This window comes from Novosphingobium sp., assembly GCF_032093395.1.
Taxonomy (GTDB): domain Bacteria; phylum Pseudomonadota; class Alphaproteobacteria; order Sphingomonadales; family Sphingomonadaceae; genus Novosphingobium.
This window is the reverse complement of the sequence record NZ_DAMDBA010000006.1, coordinates 70,858-86,967: the sequence shown is the minus strand read 5'-3', so window position 1 is coordinate 86,967 and position 16,110 is coordinate 70,858. Positions and strand designations below refer to the sequence as shown.

General features: G+C 64.5%; 10 protein-coding genes. 7 read left to right on the top strand and 3 right to left on the bottom strand.

The annotated features are described in order from the left end of the window. The first annotated feature begins 58 nt into the window (after nucleotides 1-58). Together RT424_RS03865 and RT424_RS03860 are read left to right on the top strand one after the other, a co-directional pair. Nucleotides 59-517: an XRE family transcriptional regulator gene (locus tag RT424_RS03865; protein ID WP_313434647.1), complete on the top strand. Its 459-nt coding sequence runs from the start codon at nucleotides 59-61 to the stop codon at nucleotides 515-517. A gap of 99 nt (nucleotides 518-616) precedes the next feature. After that, on the top strand, nucleotides 617-2,017 hold the full coding sequence (locus RT424_RS03860) for a tetratricopeptide repeat protein (RefSeq protein WP_313434646.1): 1,401 nt from the start codon (nucleotides 617-619) through the stop codon (nucleotides 2,015-2,017). A 345-nt stretch (nucleotides 2,018-2,362) separates the two neighbouring features. On the opposite strand, the gene RT424_RS03855 is transcribed toward RT424_RS03860, so the two are convergent. Then, nucleotides 2,363-2,803 carry a MerC domain-containing protein gene (locus RT424_RS03855; protein ID WP_313434645.1) on the bottom strand — a complete coding sequence of 147 codons (441 nt, stop codon included), beginning with the start codon at nucleotides 2,801-2,803 and terminating at the stop codon, nucleotides 2,363-2,365. Between the two features lie 487 nt (nucleotides 2,804-3,290). On the opposite strand from RT424_RS03855, the gene RT424_RS03850 reads away from it, so the two are divergent. Together RT424_RS03850 and RT424_RS03845 are read left to right on the top strand one after the other, a co-directional pair. Then, entirely contained in the window at nucleotides 3,291-3,800 is a 510-nt protein-coding gene (locus RT424_RS03850; RefSeq protein WP_313434644.1) for a CHAP domain-containing protein, read from the top strand. A 115-nt stretch (nucleotides 3,801-3,915) separates the two neighbouring features. Then, a complete protein-coding gene (locus tag RT424_RS03845) occupies nucleotides 3,916-6,024 on the top strand; it encodes a TonB-dependent receptor domain-containing protein (protein ID WP_313434643.1) in 2,109 nt (702 codons plus the stop codon). Between the two features lie 139 nt (nucleotides 6,025-6,163). Here the strand turns inward: RT424_RS03845 and RT424_RS03840 are convergent, their stop codons facing one another. Continuing rightward, nucleotides 6,164-9,337 carry a TonB-dependent receptor gene (locus tag RT424_RS03840; RefSeq protein WP_313434642.1) on the bottom strand — a complete coding sequence of 1,058 codons (3,174 nt, stop codon included), beginning with the start codon at nucleotides 9,335-9,337 and terminating at the stop codon, nucleotides 6,164-6,166. 184 nt (nucleotides 9,338-9,521) lie between these two features. Here RT424_RS03840 and RT424_RS03835 point away from each other — a divergent pair, with 184 nt between their 5' ends. The 3 genes from RT424_RS03835 (at nucleotide 9,522) to RT424_RS03825 (ending at nucleotide 15,118) form a co-directional block, all read left to right on the top strand. Beyond that, complete coding sequence (locus RT424_RS03835; RefSeq protein WP_313434641.1) at nucleotides 9,522-11,429, top strand: rhamnogalacturonan lyase; 1,908 nt, start codon at nucleotides 9,522-9,524, stop codon at nucleotides 11,427-11,429. Between the two features lie 165 nt (nucleotides 11,430-11,594). After that, nucleotides 11,595-14,381 (top strand): Tat pathway signal sequence domain protein, encoded by a 2,787-nt coding sequence (locus RT424_RS03830; protein ID WP_313434640.1) that lies wholly within the window; start codon nucleotides 11,595-11,597, stop codon nucleotides 14,379-14,381. After that, nucleotides 14,378-15,118, top strand: coding sequence for a DUF6250 domain-containing protein (locus tag RT424_RS03825; protein WP_313434639.1), 741 nt, complete (start codon nucleotides 14,378-14,380; stop codon nucleotides 15,116-15,118). Before RT424_RS03830 ends, RT424_RS03825 begins: the two co-directional genes overlap by 4 nt. A gap of 164 nt (nucleotides 15,119-15,282) precedes the next feature. Here RT424_RS03825 and RT424_RS03820 read toward each other — a convergent pair. After that, a partial coding sequence (locus RT424_RS03820) for an alpha/beta hydrolase (RefSeq protein ID WP_313434638.1) occupies nucleotides 15,283-16,110 on the bottom strand: 828 nt, incomplete at its 5' end.

Sequence of the window (16,110 nt, the reverse complement as noted above, 5' to 3'; positions counted from 1 at the left end):
CATCCGCTTTGCCACAAGCTGTTGTCCGCGCTTCGAAAGACGAAAAGGACCATACACGATGACCTCCGGTCGATCCGCTAGACTTACGAGTGATGATTACCGCGCGGCGGTCGCCACCATCGTCCGCAACCTTCAGAAAGCGCAGGAATTATCCGATGCCCAGCTTGCTACCCGACTGGGCTGCTCGACCGGAACGATCCGCAATGCCCGCGGCCGGGCCACCAGCATGGATCCCGTGATTCTCTCCCGAATCGAACAGGAGTTCGGCCCCGGCGCCATCGATCCCTTCCTGTCGCTGGGCAAGGTCCGCGCCGTGCCCCTCGCCACGGCGCGGCTGCCGATGGACCCGGTGCTGGCCATCGTCGAGGCGCTGCACAGCATCGTCGAGGTCCAGGCGGTGGACAGCGAGGGCGGCGTGCGGATCACCGCTTCCGAACTGCGCCGGATCATCGAGGAACTGCGCCATGGCCGCACCGCGCTCGACGCCCTGATCGCACGGGCGGATGCGCAGGGATGATCCGAAATGGCACAATCGGCTCGCCTCACCATCCTCCCTTGGGCGCTTGAGCAACAGCCGCCGAGACGATAGTCTTGCCTGCGAGGGCAGGGTCGCGGCATGATATCAGACGAACGCCGGTTGGATGGCTGGAAAGCGATTGCGGCCTATTTCGGCAGGGATCGCACCACCGTGGCGCGCTGGGCGCGCGAACGCGGTCTGCCGATCCACCAGCTTCCGGGCGGCAAGCAGAAAACCGTCTTCGCCTATCGGCATGAGTTGGAGGAATGGGAGAGCCGCAATCCCGCCGAAACTCCGGTGCCCGAAAACCACGCCCCACCTGAATCCGCTTCCGGCCCTTCCCCGCCCGGCACCGCCGATGCCCCCCTGCCGCTGACCTTCGCCCAAACGCCGACCCCGGCCCCGCCTCCCTCTCGCTCATGGATTCCGCGGGCCACGCTGGCGGCCGCCTTGCTGGCCGTGGCCGTGCTGATCCTGCTCCTCGTATGGCCGAAGCCCAGATCGACCGCTCTTCCGGAGGATCCGGTGGCCGCGCGAGACTTCGTCGCCGCGCGGGACGCCTGGGCGCATCGTACGCCCCGCGCTCTGGAAACCTCGATCCGGCTTTACGGTGCAGTGATCGCGCGCGCGCCGGACTACGCGCCGGCCCGCGCCGGGCTGGCCGAAGCGTGGCTGATCTATCGCGAGTACGGGAAAGTCAGCGACGCAGAAGCTTACGGCAAGGCACGGATCGCCGCCGACAAGGCGCTGGCATTGGATCCCGACCTGGCCAGCGCCTACCCTGCAAAAGGCTTCATCGACTATTGGTGGGACAACGATCCCACCGCCGCGCTCAAGGCCTTTCGCACCGCGCTGCACCATGACGGGGACGACGGCCTGACATATTTCTGGATCGCCAACGTCCTTTCAGATCTGGGAGAGAGCAGCCGGGCAGAGCGCTATTACCTCCTGGCGATGGAGCGATCGCCGGGCTCGCAGCCTATCGCGGTGGAACATGCCTGGGCCAAATGGCAGGCGGGCCACGACGCGGAAGCGCTGGCCGCACTTGTCGATCTCAAGCGAACCTATCCGCAGGATGCGACCGTCAGCAGTTGCTTGTCCTGGGTATACCTGGGCCAGGGCGACATTCGCGGTTTCGCGAGGGAGTTCGCGGAATTCGCAAGTCTGCGCGAGGATCCGTCCACCGAGCAGCTTTCCGCCAGGATGAACCGCGCCCTGGTGGACGATCCCGGTCATGCGCACCGGATCATGATTGCCGACGCGCTGGGCGAGATCGCGGAAGGCGGCCGCCGCATCCGCCAGACTCCGGCGTTCTATGCTTCTTCCATGAAGGATCGGGCCGTGCTGATAGACCTGTTGCACGAAGCGGTCGTGCTGGGAGAGCGCTGGTATTCCCGCCCCGTCACCCGGCGTATCGAACAATCCTGGAAGGGCGACGGCGAAGTGCAGCGCTTGTTGAGGCAACTGGTACCACCAGCACCGGATGTCGACCTGCCTTGAACGGGATCGAAGCCGCGGGCCAAGGCACTTTCATACCCGACTAACCCGATCATGATCCGTTGTGATCATATTTGAACTTTCAGGGACGTGCCTACCTGTTATCTTCCTGAGTTCTTTTTGAAATTCTGCGCTCTTCCGCAATTTGCAGCAATTTACATCACATCGGAATCACAAGTTCCGTTGTAAAACGATGTTCTGGGCGTCGGGGGGAGCAAGGCCGACAGGCATTGCGGATCGGGGGATCAACCAGGCCGGCGCTTTCAGAAAGCGACCCAAACCTCGGCCCCGCTGGGTATCGGACCCGCGGGGCCTACTTTTGTCCGGAAGGGCCGCAGCCCGCATCGACTATAGCACCTGAGCGCCGGAAGCGCGCGAAGGCTGCCGTTCGCAGGCCGCATGAGCTGAAGCCCCACACCCCCTGACGCGTTCGCGCCAGTTCCATGCATGACCTGCCACCAGCACGAGACTTCCCGCTACGGTCATCACCGTCTCGCCCACAGGAAGCGACGCCGCCATCCCCAGGACCAGACAAGCGACCCCGGCGACCCCGAGAATAGCAGGCCCGGCCCGGCCATGCAGACGGTAGCCCAGCAGAAACGCCGCCAGGGCGGCCGGTGCCACCATTGCCAGCGCGGCGAGGTGGAACAGCTCCGACTGGACGAAAGCGCCAAGCAGTCCTGGCACCAGAAACAGCAGCACCGGCAAGGCGAGACAGTGCACCATGCAAAGTGTCGAAGCCGAGATCGCGGTGGATTCGATGATATCGGCCAAGAGGCGGACTTTCACAGGCTCCCGACGTTTGCATCGCTCGCTCAAGGTATCGTCTTTCCTGCTCAGGGCGCCGTCACATCGAGCGATGACGCTTTTGTGCTCAAATGCTGCATCTTACGGAAATGCTTCAGTTGAGGTATGATACAACATAACATGGTTGTGAGGTTCGTTTTTGAAAGAGGGCGCCGGAAAAAAACCCGACGCGCGTCCGGATGTGACAGGATCGCTGACACTATATCCACTGTCGGTTGGTAAAGCCCGCCGGCCAAGCGCCTTGTCGGGCGCTACCCGCCAAACTCGCAGAAAGCTGCCCCGCCATCCATCCCGCGCCCGTCACTGCCCATCGCAGAATCGTGACATGCGGGTGTGATGCAAGGCGGGAGGCGCTAAGCGCCAGCTTGTCGATTCGGTTCCTCAAGGAGCGACGAAAGGTGCCCCTGTTGCGATCACAGCGCCGGGGTCGGGGTACCCTGACATTTTGGAGACGTTATAACGTATCTCCATGAAGAAGGTTTCCCTCGTCGCTGCCGCGCTCGTGTCCCTGGCTGCTCAAGCCCTTGCCTCACCGGCCTCGGCGCAACACTTGCAATGCGTGCCTTATGCGCGCGCGCAATCGGGAATTTCCATCCACGGTAACGCGGCGACTTGGTGGGCTCAGGCCGAGGGTACTTATAACCGCGGTCATGTGCCTCAGACCGGCTCGGTGCTGGTTTTCAAATCCACCGCCGCAATGCCTTACGGCCACGTCGCAATGATCCGCGAAATCGTCGATTCTCGCCATGTCCTGCTAGACCATGCCAATTGGTCCGGACCCGGCCTGATCGAGCGCCGGGCACTGGCCGAGGACATTTCCGAGGCAGGCGACTGGAGCCGTGTGCGCGTCTGGTACGGCCCCAGCCGCGCCCTGGGTTCGCGCGAGAATCCGACCTTCGGCTTCATCTATAACGGCGGTGCCCCGATAACCCAGTTCGCGAAAGTCGAAAGCGTCGATACACCAGAGAGCGCAGGCTGATCTTGCTGCGTCACATTTCCAGTTTGTAACGTATTGATAACGAGCCCAATCCTGCATTGTGTTATGTTATTACATGACATTAAACAAAACCTCCATGTCGTCACAGGGGGTTTTCTTGTCCGTTCGCATCGTTCACCGCTCCGCCGTTTCCCTGCTTGCGCTGATACCCGCCGCCGCCCTGGCTGAGGCACCGGCGCCCGTATCGCGCGAGATTCTGGTTACCGCCGCTCCGCTTGAGGAAAGCGCCGACGAAACGGTCACCCCGGTCATCACATTGAGCGGAGACGAGCTTGCGCACCGTCGCCAGGGCACCCTGGGCGAAACGCTTGCCGGGCAACCGGGCATCCACTTCGACAACTTCGGCGGCGGCGCCAGCCGGCCCGTCATCCGCGGCCAGACCTCCCCGCGCGTTCAGGTCCTTTCCGACAGCACCAATGTGCAGGACGCTTCCGGCATTTCCGCCGATCACGTGATCACCGGCGAACCGCTGCTGCTGCGCGGCATCGAAGTGCTGCGCGGCCCGGCCGCCCTGCTCTATGGCGGCGGCGCGATCGGCGGCGCGGTGAATCTGCTCGATACCAAGATCCCGACCGAAGTGCCGGTGCGCGGCTTCGCCGGAACGGCCGAAGCGCGGCTGGGAACGGGTGACGACGAGCGCTCGGCCGTGGGCGGCCTGACGCTCGGCACCGGATCGCTCGCCCTGCGCGTCGAGGGGGCTCACCGCGAAACCGACGACTATCGCGTGCCCGGCGCCTTCGGGGAAAGCCGCGTGCCCGGATCGTGGAGCGAAAGCTCCACCTTCAGCGCCGGCGGCTCCTGGGTAGGACCGGACGGATACCTGGGCTTTGCCTATACCCGCGTGCGCAGCAAGTACGGCCTGCCCGGCCACAGCCACGAATACGAGGATTGCCATACGCACGGCCCCAGCCTCCACTGCGGATCGCATGACCATGACGGCGACGATCATGACCACGATCACGATCACGAACATGAACACGAGGACGAAAGCCTGTTCGTGAAGCTCCGCAGCGAGCGGTTCGACATCCGCAGCGACTATCGAGACCCCCTGCCCGGCTTCGAGCGCGTCCGATTCCGCATGGCGCACACCAGCTATCGCCACGACGAGATCGAGCACGACGAGATCGCCACCACCTATCGCAACAAGGCTTTCGACTTGCGGTTCGAGCTGACCCACAAGCCGCTCGCGGGCTTCCGGGGCGTGTTCGGCGTCCAGCACTCGGACAGCACCTTCAGCGGCATCCAGTCGTTCATCGAGAATGGCCAGACCAGGTACACCCCGTTCGACATCGACAATACCGCCCTGTTCCTTCACGAAAGCCGCGACTTCGGCCCGGTCCGCATCGAAGCGGCGGTTCGACAGGAATGGCAGCGCATCCGGCCACAGACCTCGCTTGCAGCCTTCATGCCTGCCACCTCGCACGATCCCTTCTCCATCTCGGCCTCGGCCCTATGGAAGGTGGCGGACGGCTATTCGCTGGCGCTTTCGCTCGCCCGCTCCCAGCGCGCGCCGAACGTCCAGGAACTCTACGCATTCGGCCCGCACTTCGCGTCGAACACTTACGAGATCGGCATGGTGACGGGCCGCACGTTCGAAGGCATGGCCTCGACCGAGAACCGGCTTGAAACGGGCAAGTCCATCAACCTGACCTTCCGCAAGACCAGCGGGCCCACCACTTTCACGGTCGGTGCCTATCACCAGAAGGTGGACAACTACATCTTCGGCCAGACCCTGGACCGTTACGAGGACTTCCGCCTGATCCATTACGTGGCGGCGGATGCCAGCTTCACGGGCGTGGACGGGGAAGTGCGCCACCAGGTCATGCCGGAACTGGGCGTTGCGCTGTTCGGCGACTATGTGCGGGCCAAGCTGAAGAACGATCTAGGGAACCTGCCCCGCATCCCGCCGGGCCGCCTCGGCACCCGCATCGACGCGGCGACCGGGCCGTTCTCGGCACAGGCGGAGTACTATCGCACGTTCCGGCAGGACCGCATCGCCGACTTCGAGAGCGAAACGCCGGGCTATGACATGCTGAACCTGACGCTGTCCTACAAGCTCGACCTCGGCACCGATCGCTGGGCCGAACTCTTCGCAAGGGGCTCCAACCTCACGAATTCCTTCGCGCTCAATCACGCCTCCTTCGTGAAGGACGCATCGCCGCTGCGCGGACGGAACGTGGTCTTCGGTGTGCGCACGGCGTTCTGAACACGAATGACCCGGACGAATGCGGCCTTGGAGGGCGCCGCATCCGTCCGGGTCCGTGCCCCACCGCCTATCGCCGGGTCCATGGCGATGAAGCGGCCGGGTAAAGGGGAGAGTTCCCGCTCTCCCCCTTTTTACGTGATCAGAGCTTGGCCTGCATCCCTACGAAGATGCGCTGGCCAGGATAATAGAGCTCGATCGGCATATCGCTGTTGATGTAGCTCTTCGAATATTCCTTGGTGATGTTCTGCATCTCGAAAAAGACGTCGAAGTGGTACTTCGGGAACCGCAGCGTGATCTTGCCGTCGAGATAGCCCTCGCCCTTGCGGTAGACCGGGTTGTTGCCGTTGTTCGCATCCAGCGGCGTCACCAGCCACTTCGAGCGATAGTTGTAGCTAAGGCGGAAGTTCAGCCAGTCCTTGTCGTAGAAAACGCTGGCATTGTAGGTGTAGGTGGACAGGCCGGGATATTCTTTCAGCGGCTGGTTCGTGGCCGCATTGGTCAGGTTCGTGCGGATAGCGCGGGCATACGTGAAGTTGCCCGATGCGCCGAAGCCGTCGAACGGCTGAGGCAGGAACGTGAACACCGTCTGCGCGCTCGCCTCGATACCGTCCAGCAGTGCACCCTGCCCGTTCACCGGCTGACGAACGGTGTAGGTGACCCCGTCCTGGAAAAGGTCCACACCGTTGTTAACGACGTCGCGGATCACGAAGCTCGATTCGTATTTCTTGTAGTAGCCAAGGCTGAGCATGGTATCGGCATTGGGATACCAGGCCAGATTGAGTTCCCACTGGTCGGCGCGATAGGGCTTCAGTGCCGGATTGCCGGCCGTACAAGTGTCGTCGGTTCCCGAAATCGTCTGGTCGTCCACGCAGTTGATGTTCGGCACCAGGTCCAGCGGCCTCGGGCGCGCGAGGTTTTTCGCGAAGTTCGCGCGCAGATAGAGGTTGGGCTGAAGTTCGAGGTTCGCGTTGAACGCTGGCAGGAAGTCCGTGTAGCTGTTCGACAGCGACAATTGCTGCGCGGCAATGACAACCGTTTCGGTGCCGCCGGTGGCATTGAAGCGCGTCACCCGGCTGATGTTGGTGCCGAGGCCGGTGTCCTTGGTATGCGTCACGCGCAGGCCGGCGTTGCCGGTCAGGCGCATGCCGAGGACTTCGGTATCGATGTCCAGCATCGCGTAGCCCGACAGGATCTGCTCGGTGATCTTGGCACTGGGAATCTGCGGCAGGCCATCGGCGAAGCGCACGAGATCGTGATCGAAGCCGGACAAGTCGTAGATTTGCGAAAGCACTTCGGAGTCGAAGTTCGGGAACGCCAGACGGCTGGGAATGCCCGCCGGTGCGTTCTTGAGCCCGGTATAGAGCGGCGCGCCGCCGGTGACGCCGCCGAGCGAGGAGATCAGCGAGCTGTATTGGGCAGGCGTGATGTACCAGGTGTTACCGTTGCGAGGAACGGCCGGATTGTTCTGGATCGTCGTCGTGTACGAAACGTTCGCGCTGGACTGATAGGTCATCGTCGCGGGATCGATCAGCATCGATCCGCCGCCCAGGTAGTTCAGGAACTTCTGGCGGCGCGCCTGGGCGCCGAACTGGAACTTGCTGACGATCGGGTGATCGATCTCGAGATCGGCATCGAACTTCAGCTGGTCTTCGGTGTTGTTGTATTCAGCCGGGCGATACTGCAACGCAGGGCCATAGACCGGCAATACCTGGCCGTTGGCGCCGGTCCGCGTGAAGTCGGTATAGACGGCAGGATCGCCCGGATCGAAGTTGGAAGGGAACTGGAAGACCGGAATGCCCTGGGCATTGTTGCGGTCCACCACGATACCCGAGACACTGGTGCCCAGCGAAATCAGGTTGCTTTCCGACTTGGTATTACCCTTCGCGTGCGATCCCATGAAGTCGATCTGCAGGCGGTCCAGATCCCAGCGGAACCCGCCCGAGAAGTACTTCGATTCCTGATCGTAGCTGAAGTCGCGCCGCTGCACGCCCACGATGTTCGCGGCGCCGCTCCAGTTCGGATTGGCCGCCGTGCCGATATTCACGGCATTGAGCGCCGTGGTCACGCCGGTGACGACGTGATTTTCGTTCACCGTGGACGTTCCCAGCGCCACTTGCTGGCGCGAGGTGCCGCCCCCGGCGCCCGCAGCCAGTTGCGGGTCCAGGTTGAAGCGCTGGATCGTGTTGAGATCGACGGAGTAGTTGACGTCCTGAAGGTTCTGGTTGCGCTTGTTGACCTGCACGTTGGCATAGGCGCGGAAGTTCGGCGCGACCTGGTATTGCAGCGTGAGATCGCCCGAAATGCGCTTGTCGTTGCGCACGAGATGGCGATAACGCGGTGTCAGCGGCGCCCAGTCGAAGAACTGGGTTTCGCAGGCCAGGCGATTGGCGGTCGCCCTTGCCGTCGTCGGCCCACCGACACCCGCGCAGCTTTCATAGCTGTTGAAATTGGAATAGAGCGGATCTTCGACGGTCTTGTCGGTCGAATGATCGAAGTCGGCGATCCGGCGCCAGTTGGTATTGCTGATGTAGTCCTGGCGCGTGTTCACGTCGCTGTAGGTGGCGTTGAACAGCACGCCGAGACCGTCGATCAGGAACTTCGGCGTTCCCGCAAAGAACGACACGCGCGGACGCCAGGTTTCGGTGGTGTCGAGATGCTGGCCGGAAACGGTGGCGGAAAGGATCGGCTTCAGCAGATCGAGCGGCTTGCGCGTCTCCACGCGCACGGTACCGCCGATGCCGCCCTCGGTCAGGTCAACGGCATAGCCCTTGTAGACGTCGATCGACTTGACCAGTTCCGTCGCCAGTTCGCGGAAGTCGCCGGCGCGCTCGCCCAGGGCGCTGACCTGACTGACGCCGTTGATCTCGACGCGATTGAGGTCAGGCTCGACGCCGCGAATGGAGACCTGCACACCCTCGCCGAAGTCACGGCTGAGCTGCACGCCGGTAATGCGCGCCAGTGAATCGCCGATATTCTTGTCGGGGAAACTGGCGATATCGTCCGCAACGATCGAATCGACGACAGTATTGGCCTGCTTCTTGCGGTTGATGGCCGATTGCAGCGACGCACGGGTGCCGACGACGACGATGTCGTTGGCGGTGGTGATGACCTTTTCGGCGGTCTTGTCGTCTATGCGCGGCTGCTTTTCCTCCTGCGCGGATTCCGGCTCCGCGTCGGGATTAGTCTGAGCATATGCAGGGAAGGATGTGGCAAGAGCACCCGCCAGCGCCAGCCCGGAGACCCCTTTCAGGGTATGGCGCCCGACTGACGATGCCGACGAAAATCGATTATTTTCATTGCCATGCTTCCGCATATCCGTCCCCTCTTTTAGTCCCGTCGATACTTGCCTGTCCGGTTTTCCGGTCGCCGATCGAATCAGTTTCTAGACGGACACTTATTGAACCGATATGTGGGATGCAATGGCATAATTTGGACCACTGTGGTTCCAAAACCGGAGGATGATGCAAATGGCGGCCGGAATTCGCGCATGTACCCTTATGCTGCCGCTCATGTGGGGGCTGGTTTCATCGACCTGTGTCGCGGCCACTGCCGCGCCGAAACGCGCGGCACCGGAGCGGCTGAATCGCGGCGCCGTTGCGCTTCCGGCGAAAGACGGCGGGATTCTGGTGACCTGGCGGCTTCTGGCGAACGATCCGAAGAATGCGCGCTTCCGCGTGCTCCGCGATGGAAAGCCGCTGACCGTCACCAGACAGGGCGCGGCGACGGCTTTCGTCGACACATCGGGAACCACCGCCAGCACTTATGCCGTACAGCGCGTCGGCGATCGCGTCGGTCCGCAGCGTGCCATGACGTGGGAAAAAGGCTATCTCTCGATCCCGCTCGTGCCGCCTGCCGATGGCGTGACTCCTGCAGGAGAGGCCTATGCCTATACTGCAAACGATGCCAGCATTGGCGATCTCGACGGTGACGGCCAGTATGAGATCGTTCTCAAGTGGGATCCCACCAATAGTCACGACAACGCCCACACCGGCTATACCGGCAGCGTCTTCGTGGATGCCTATCGCCTCGACGGCACACGTCTCTGGCGCATCGATCTGGGCCGCAACATTCGCGCCGGGGCGCATTACACGCAGTTCCTGGTCTTCGACTTCGACGGAGACGGACGTGCCGAAGTGGCGATGAAGACCGGCGACGGCACGGTCGACGGCATCGGCAAGGTCATAGGCGACGCGAAAGCAGACTGGCGCAGCAGTGGCGGCGAAGTACCGCAGCAGGACCGCACCGGCGCGAAAGTGCTGGCGGACGGTACCAAAGTGGCGCCGATGCAGGGCCGCATCGTCAGGGGACCGGAATATCTCACCGTGTTCGAGGGCCTGACCGGCAAGGCGCTGGCCACCGCGCCCTACGATCCACCGCGCTTTCCGGGCGGAAATCCCACGCCCGAGCAACTCGCGGCATCCTGGGGCGACGGCTATGCGAACCGCTCGGACCGCTACCTCGCGGGCGTAGCCTATCTCGACGGCCATTTGCCGAGCATGGTCTTCGGGCGCGGCTACTATGCCCGCACCGCACTCGCCGCCTGGGACTGGCGCGGCGGCAAGCTGACGCAGCGCTGGCTGTTCGACAGTTCCGCACCCGGAAACGCGGACTATGCGGGGCGCGGCAACCACCAGCTCTCGGTGGCCGACGTGGACGGCGACGGGCGTGACGAGGTGATCTACGGCTCGATGGCGGTCGATGACGACGGCAAGGGCCTCTGGACCAAACCGCTGTTCCACGGCGACACCATGCACGTCAGCGATCTCGATCCGGCCCGTCCGGGCCTCGAAAAGTTCGGCGTTTTCGAGGACATCCGCCGCAACGGCGGCCTTGGCTCGGCCCTGCTCGATGCGCGCAGCGGCGAAGTGCTGTGGACCACGCCCGCCGCGCAGGACACCGGGCGCGGCGTGGCCGCAGACATCGATCCGCGCCACTACGGCGCCGAGTTCTGGGCATCCAATTCCGACCGCCTCTACGACACCAAAGGCCGGGAGATCGGCCCCGACACATACCATCGCCCGCGCCAGATGAACTTCGCGATCTGGTGGGACGGTGACCTGCTGCGCGAGCTGCTGGACGGCACGACGATCTCCAAGTGGAACTGGGAAAACGGCACGTCCGACACCCTGCTCGCGCCCGAGGGGCTCGCCTCGAACAACGGCACCAAGAGCAATCCCGCGCTCCAGGCAGACCTCATCGGCGACTGGCGCGAGGAAGTGATCTGGCGCCGCGCCGACAATCGCGAACTGCGCATCTACACCACGCCTTTCACCACGACGCACCGGTTCGTCACGCTGATGCAGGATCCGGTCTATCGCCTCGGCGTCGCCTGGCAGAATACCGCTTACAACCAGCCGCCGCATACCGGGTTCTACCTGGGCGCCGGGCCGAACGGGGAGCGGTGAGGACGCACCATTGCCCCATGCTCCCGTGAATGGGGCTCGGCAAGCACACTGATCAAGCAACTCCGACGCAAATCGCGCCTCATCCCGGTTGACGATTCGATCCACATGATGAAATATCATCCCACATAAGGCGTCCCACGAGACGCCGCACCCAAGGGAGAGTGAATGAGCAAGCTGGTCTGGAGCCGCCGCGAGATGCTGGCCCAAACTCTGGCGACTTCCGCCATGGCCGGAACCCTGGCCATGACCGCCGATCGCGCGAGCGCCGCGCCGGTGGCGGCGCGGGAGCCGTTGGGATCGGGCATTGCGCCGGGCGACGACGTGATCTGGCTCGATGGCGCCGCGCCTTCTGCGCATGAGGGCCAGTCCTGGGGGCAGCCCTGGCCGCGCGGGACGCGATACGACAAGCGCGGCTACGTTCTCGAAGGCGCAAACAGAACGCGCGAGGCGGTGCAGACCTGGCCGATGGCCTGGTGGCCGGACGGCTCGATCAAGTGGACCGGCCATGCAACCGCTGCGAATGGCGGCCGCGCGGGCGGATTGCGCGTCGTGCCCGGCAGCGCCAAGCCTTCACAGACGCTGTTCCTGCGCGAAGCGGGTGACGCCATCACCGTTACCGTCGGCCGAACCGTGTGGACCGTGGGCAAGTCCGGCGAGGCGCTGATCCGCTCCGCCCGTGTCGGTTCTGCCGAAGTGCTGCAATCGGTGCGCCTGCTCGCCAGCGCGCAGGACCGCCCCGATGACGAGGACGGCGCGCCCACTCTTGCCCGCTGGACCGGCACGATCGAAAGCGCCACCGTCGAACAGAGCGGCCCGATCCGCGCCGTGATCAAGCTCGACGGTCGCCATCGCGGCCAAAACGGCAACGGACAAGGCGACTGGATGCCCTTTTCCGTCCGCCTCTACTTCCACGCCGGGTCGGACAGCGTGCGTCTGGTCCATTCGATGATCTTCGACGGCGATCCGGCCAAGCGCTTCATCCGTGGCCTCGGCCTTGAAGGCGCGGTGCCGATGCGGGACAAGCTGCACGATCGCCATGTCCGGTTCGCGGGAGAAAGTGGCGGCCTCTGGGGCGAAGCCGTGCGACCGCTGACCGGCCTGCGCCGCGATCCGGGCAAGGCGTTCCGCGATGCACAAGTGGCAGGAACGGCCACACCCCCACTCGATCAGATGGGCGCGGCCGTGCCCCAGAACATCGAATATATCCCCGCATGGGGCGATTTCCGCCTTCGCCAGCCCAATTCGGACGGCTTTTCCATCGTCAAACGCACCAAGCCGGGCTGCGGCTGGATCGACGTCGATACGGCAGGACGTGCGCCGGGCCTCGGCTATATCGGCGGACCATCGGGCGGCGCGGCGTTCGGAATGCGCGACTTCTGGCAGCGCTGCCCGGTCGGCCTGGACGTCTCGGACGCCGCAAGCGATACCGCCCGCTTCACCGTCTGGTATCACGCCCCCGATGCCCCGGCGATGGACCTGCGGTTCTACCACGATGTCATGGGAATGGAGCGCTACGAAGCGCAGAACCTGGGCCTCGATGTGACTTACGAGGACTACGAACCGGGTTGGGGCGATTCCTCCGGCATTGCCCGCACTACCGAATTCCGCATCTGGGCGCTTCCCGCAACGCCCCCGCGCGAACGGCTTGCCGAAATGGGCCAGAGCTTGGCCACGCCGCCACGGATGGTCACCAATGTCGCCAGGGTTCATTCCGCAGGCCTGTTCGGCCCGTGGAGCCCGATCGCGGCGGGCGGGCCTCTGCGCGGCAAGATCGAACAGCGGGCGAAGCAGGAACTGGACTTCTACATAGGGCAGGTAGAGCAGCGGCGCTGGTACGGGTTCTGGAACTACGGCGATGTCATGCACAGCTATGACAACGACCGGCACGTCTGGCGCTATGACATTGGCGGCTTCGCCTGGGACAACAGCGAACTCTCGACCGACATGTGGCTGTGGTACGGTTTCCTGCGCAGCGGCCGGGCCGATGTATTCCGTCTGGCAGAGGCGATGACGCGCCACACCGGCGAGGTGGACGTCTACCATTCGGGCCGGTTCAAGGGGCTCGGCACCCGCCACGGGGTGCAGCACTGGGCCGATAGTTCGAAGCAGCAGCGCGTGTCCAACGCCGCCTACCGCCGCTTCTACTACTACCTCACCACCGACGAGCGCTGCGGAGACCTGATGCGCGCGCTGGTGGACAGCGACCAGGCGCTGAAGACGGTCGATATCGGCCGCAAGGTGATGCACCGCGCCGATGCCAGCAAGCCGCCTGCCGGAACCGGCGCGGTGGTGGCCGAACAGCCGCTGCCGGAAGGTCAGGTGTTCATGCAGTTCGGGACCGTGTGGGGATCCATGCTGGGTGCCTGGCTGACCGAGTGGGAACGCACGCGCGACACCCGCTGGCGCGATCGCATCATCGCCGGAATGCGCTCCATCGCGGCCCTGCCCAAGGGTTGGCTTGCGGGTGGCGGCGCCTTCGATCTTGCCAGCGGCCGTTTCGTAAGCGCCAACGACCAGGTCAACATGAGCCATCTCAACGGCGTGTTCGGCGTGTTCGAGATCACCGCCGAACTGCTCGAACTGCTCGACGAGCCGGAATTCCGCAAGGTCTGGCTGGATTACTGCGAACTCTACAACGCGCCCGAAGCGGAGTTCCGCGCCCGCACCGGCGCATCGGGCAAGGGCCGCGCGCTGACCCAGGCCCATTCCCGCTACACCGCCTATGCCGGGGTGCAACTCGGCAAGCCGGACCTCATCAAGCGCGCCTGGGGCGAATTCTTCGGCGCAGGCGACCGCGAGGGTCGCGACCAGTCGCGCGGCGCGCGCAAGGTAACGGGCGCCGCCGTGCTCAAGCCGGTGGACGAGATCGCCGAAGTCTCCACCAACGATGCCGCGCAGTGGGGCATCGCCGCGACGGTGAACCTGACGCTGATCGGGGATGCGCTGGAATGAGGCGTCTCGCCGCCGCCCTGATGTTCATGCTGCTGTCGGCGGCGGCGAAGCCGCAAACGGACGACTTCCGCCACGGCCTCTCGCATTGGCGCGTCGAGGCGGAAGCGCCCTCGCGCGTCAGCGTGGAGGGCGGCGTGATGGACATCGATGCGCCGGAAGGGCTCTCGATCTGGTGGAGCGAGGCACTGCGCGGCCCCGTCGCCATCGAATACGAAGTCATGGCCGTCTCGGCGGGCGGGCCGAACGACGAGGTGAGCGACGTCAACGCCTTCTGGATGGCCACCGACCCCGCCGCGCCGGACGGATCACCCCTGACCCGGCCCCGCAGCGGGGCGTTCGCGGCCTACGACACGCTCAGGACATACTATGTGGGTATCGGCGGCAATCGCAACACCACCACGCGGATGCGCCGCTACGTCGGCGAGCCGGGCAATCGCCCGTTGCTGCCCGAGCACGACAGGTCGGACGCCGCCGCACTGCTCGTGGCCAACCGTTGGGTGCCTGTGCGGCTCTCCGCCGATGGCACGACGGTGACGGTGGACTTGGGGGGCAAGCGGCTTTTCACGATGACCGACACCGCGCCTTACCGACGGGGCTGGTTCGCCCTGCGCACGACCAGGAGCCATCTGCGTATCCGCAATTTTCGGATCGTTCCGCTTGGCGGCCAAGCTGCAAGAATGGGCACGCAGAGACGCGGAGACGCAGAGAAGTTCTCCGGCGCAGCTGCCCCGGAATGACCGACCCGGCCGAGAGTGCAACCCACCGGCGCATCGGGGAATGGCTCGGGACACACTTTCTCTGCGTCTCTGCGTCTCTGCGTGAAACCAGCTTGCCTCCTCCGATACACCGTCGCCCCCTCGAAGACGGGGCGACGGTGGATTTTGATCGCTCCCTCCTGCGCTCACGCCCCGTCGGAGGGAATCCGCAAGCCATGCCGCGCCGCGAAGCGGGCGAAGCGCGTCAGCCACAGCCCGGCGCGGCCGTCCGGTTCGAAAAGCGGCGCGCCGTGCCCACCCTTCTCGATCACATGAAGCTCGGCCGGTATCTTCGCCGCCCGGCAGCCCTCGAACATCGCAAGGCTGTTGCCGCAATCGACGACCGCATCGTCCGCGGCATGGGCGAGCAGGATCGGCGGCGTAGCGGCGGGCACGTCGAGATTTACCGAGTACCGCCGAGACAGTTCCGCGTCAGGGTTTGGCCCCAGCAATTCCCGGCGCGACTGCGCATGAGCGAGCGGCGGCACCATCGCGACGACCGGGAAGAACATCCCCGCCACCAGAGGGCGCGCGTCCTGGGCATCGGCGGCGTCGACAGGCTCGTAGACTTTCGCCGCGAAGCGCGTGGCGATGCTGCCGCACAAATGCCCGCCGGCGGAGAAGCCGATGGTCGCCACATTGGCCGGATCGACGCCCCATTTCGAGGCATTGGCGCGGATCACGCGCATGGCGCGCTGGGCGTCCTGCAAGGGCGTGTCGGCACCGCCGGTCCAGCCGTCATGCGGCAGGCGGTAGAGCAGTTCGAAGGCCGTCACCCCCTGGCCTGCGAACCAGCGCGAAGTGGCAGACGGCCTGGTCCCCATGGCCACGCGGGCATAACCGCCGCCGGGGAACGTCAGCACGGCCGCGCCGGTGGGCTTCGCCGCCGGGCAGACGGTCAGCATCGGCACCGCGACATGCGGCCAGGCGAAATCGTCCGGATTGCCCTTGTTGGTGCGTAGCACGCGCTCCTC

Excerpts from the sequence above, each read along its gene's own strand:
- RT424_RS03865 (WP_313434647.1), top strand. The coding sequence starts at position 59 with ATGACCTCCGGTCGATCCGCTAGACTTACGAGTGATGATTACCGCGCG.
- RT424_RS03860 (WP_313434646.1), top strand. The coding sequence starts at position 617 with ATGATATCAGACGAACGCCGGTTGGATGGCTGGAAAGCGATTGCGGCC.
- RT424_RS03850 (WP_313434644.1), top strand. The coding sequence starts at position 3,291 with ATGAAGAAGGTTTCCCTCGTCGCTGCCGCGCTCGTGTCCCTGGCTGCT.
- RT424_RS03840 (WP_313434642.1), bottom strand. The coding sequence starts at position 9,337 with ATGCGGAAGCATGGCAATGAAAATAATCGATTTTCGTCGGCATCGTCA.
- RT424_RS03835 (WP_313434641.1), top strand. The coding sequence starts at position 9,522 with ATGCTGCCGCTCATGTGGGGGCTGGTTTCATCGACCTGTGTCGCGGCC.
- RT424_RS03830 (WP_313434640.1), top strand. The coding sequence starts at position 11,595 with ATGAGCAAGCTGGTCTGGAGCCGCCGCGAGATGCTGGCCCAAACTCTG.
- RT424_RS03825 (WP_313434639.1), top strand. The coding sequence starts at position 14,378 with ATGAGGCGTCTCGCCGCCGCCCTGATGTTCATGCTGCTGTCGGCGGCG.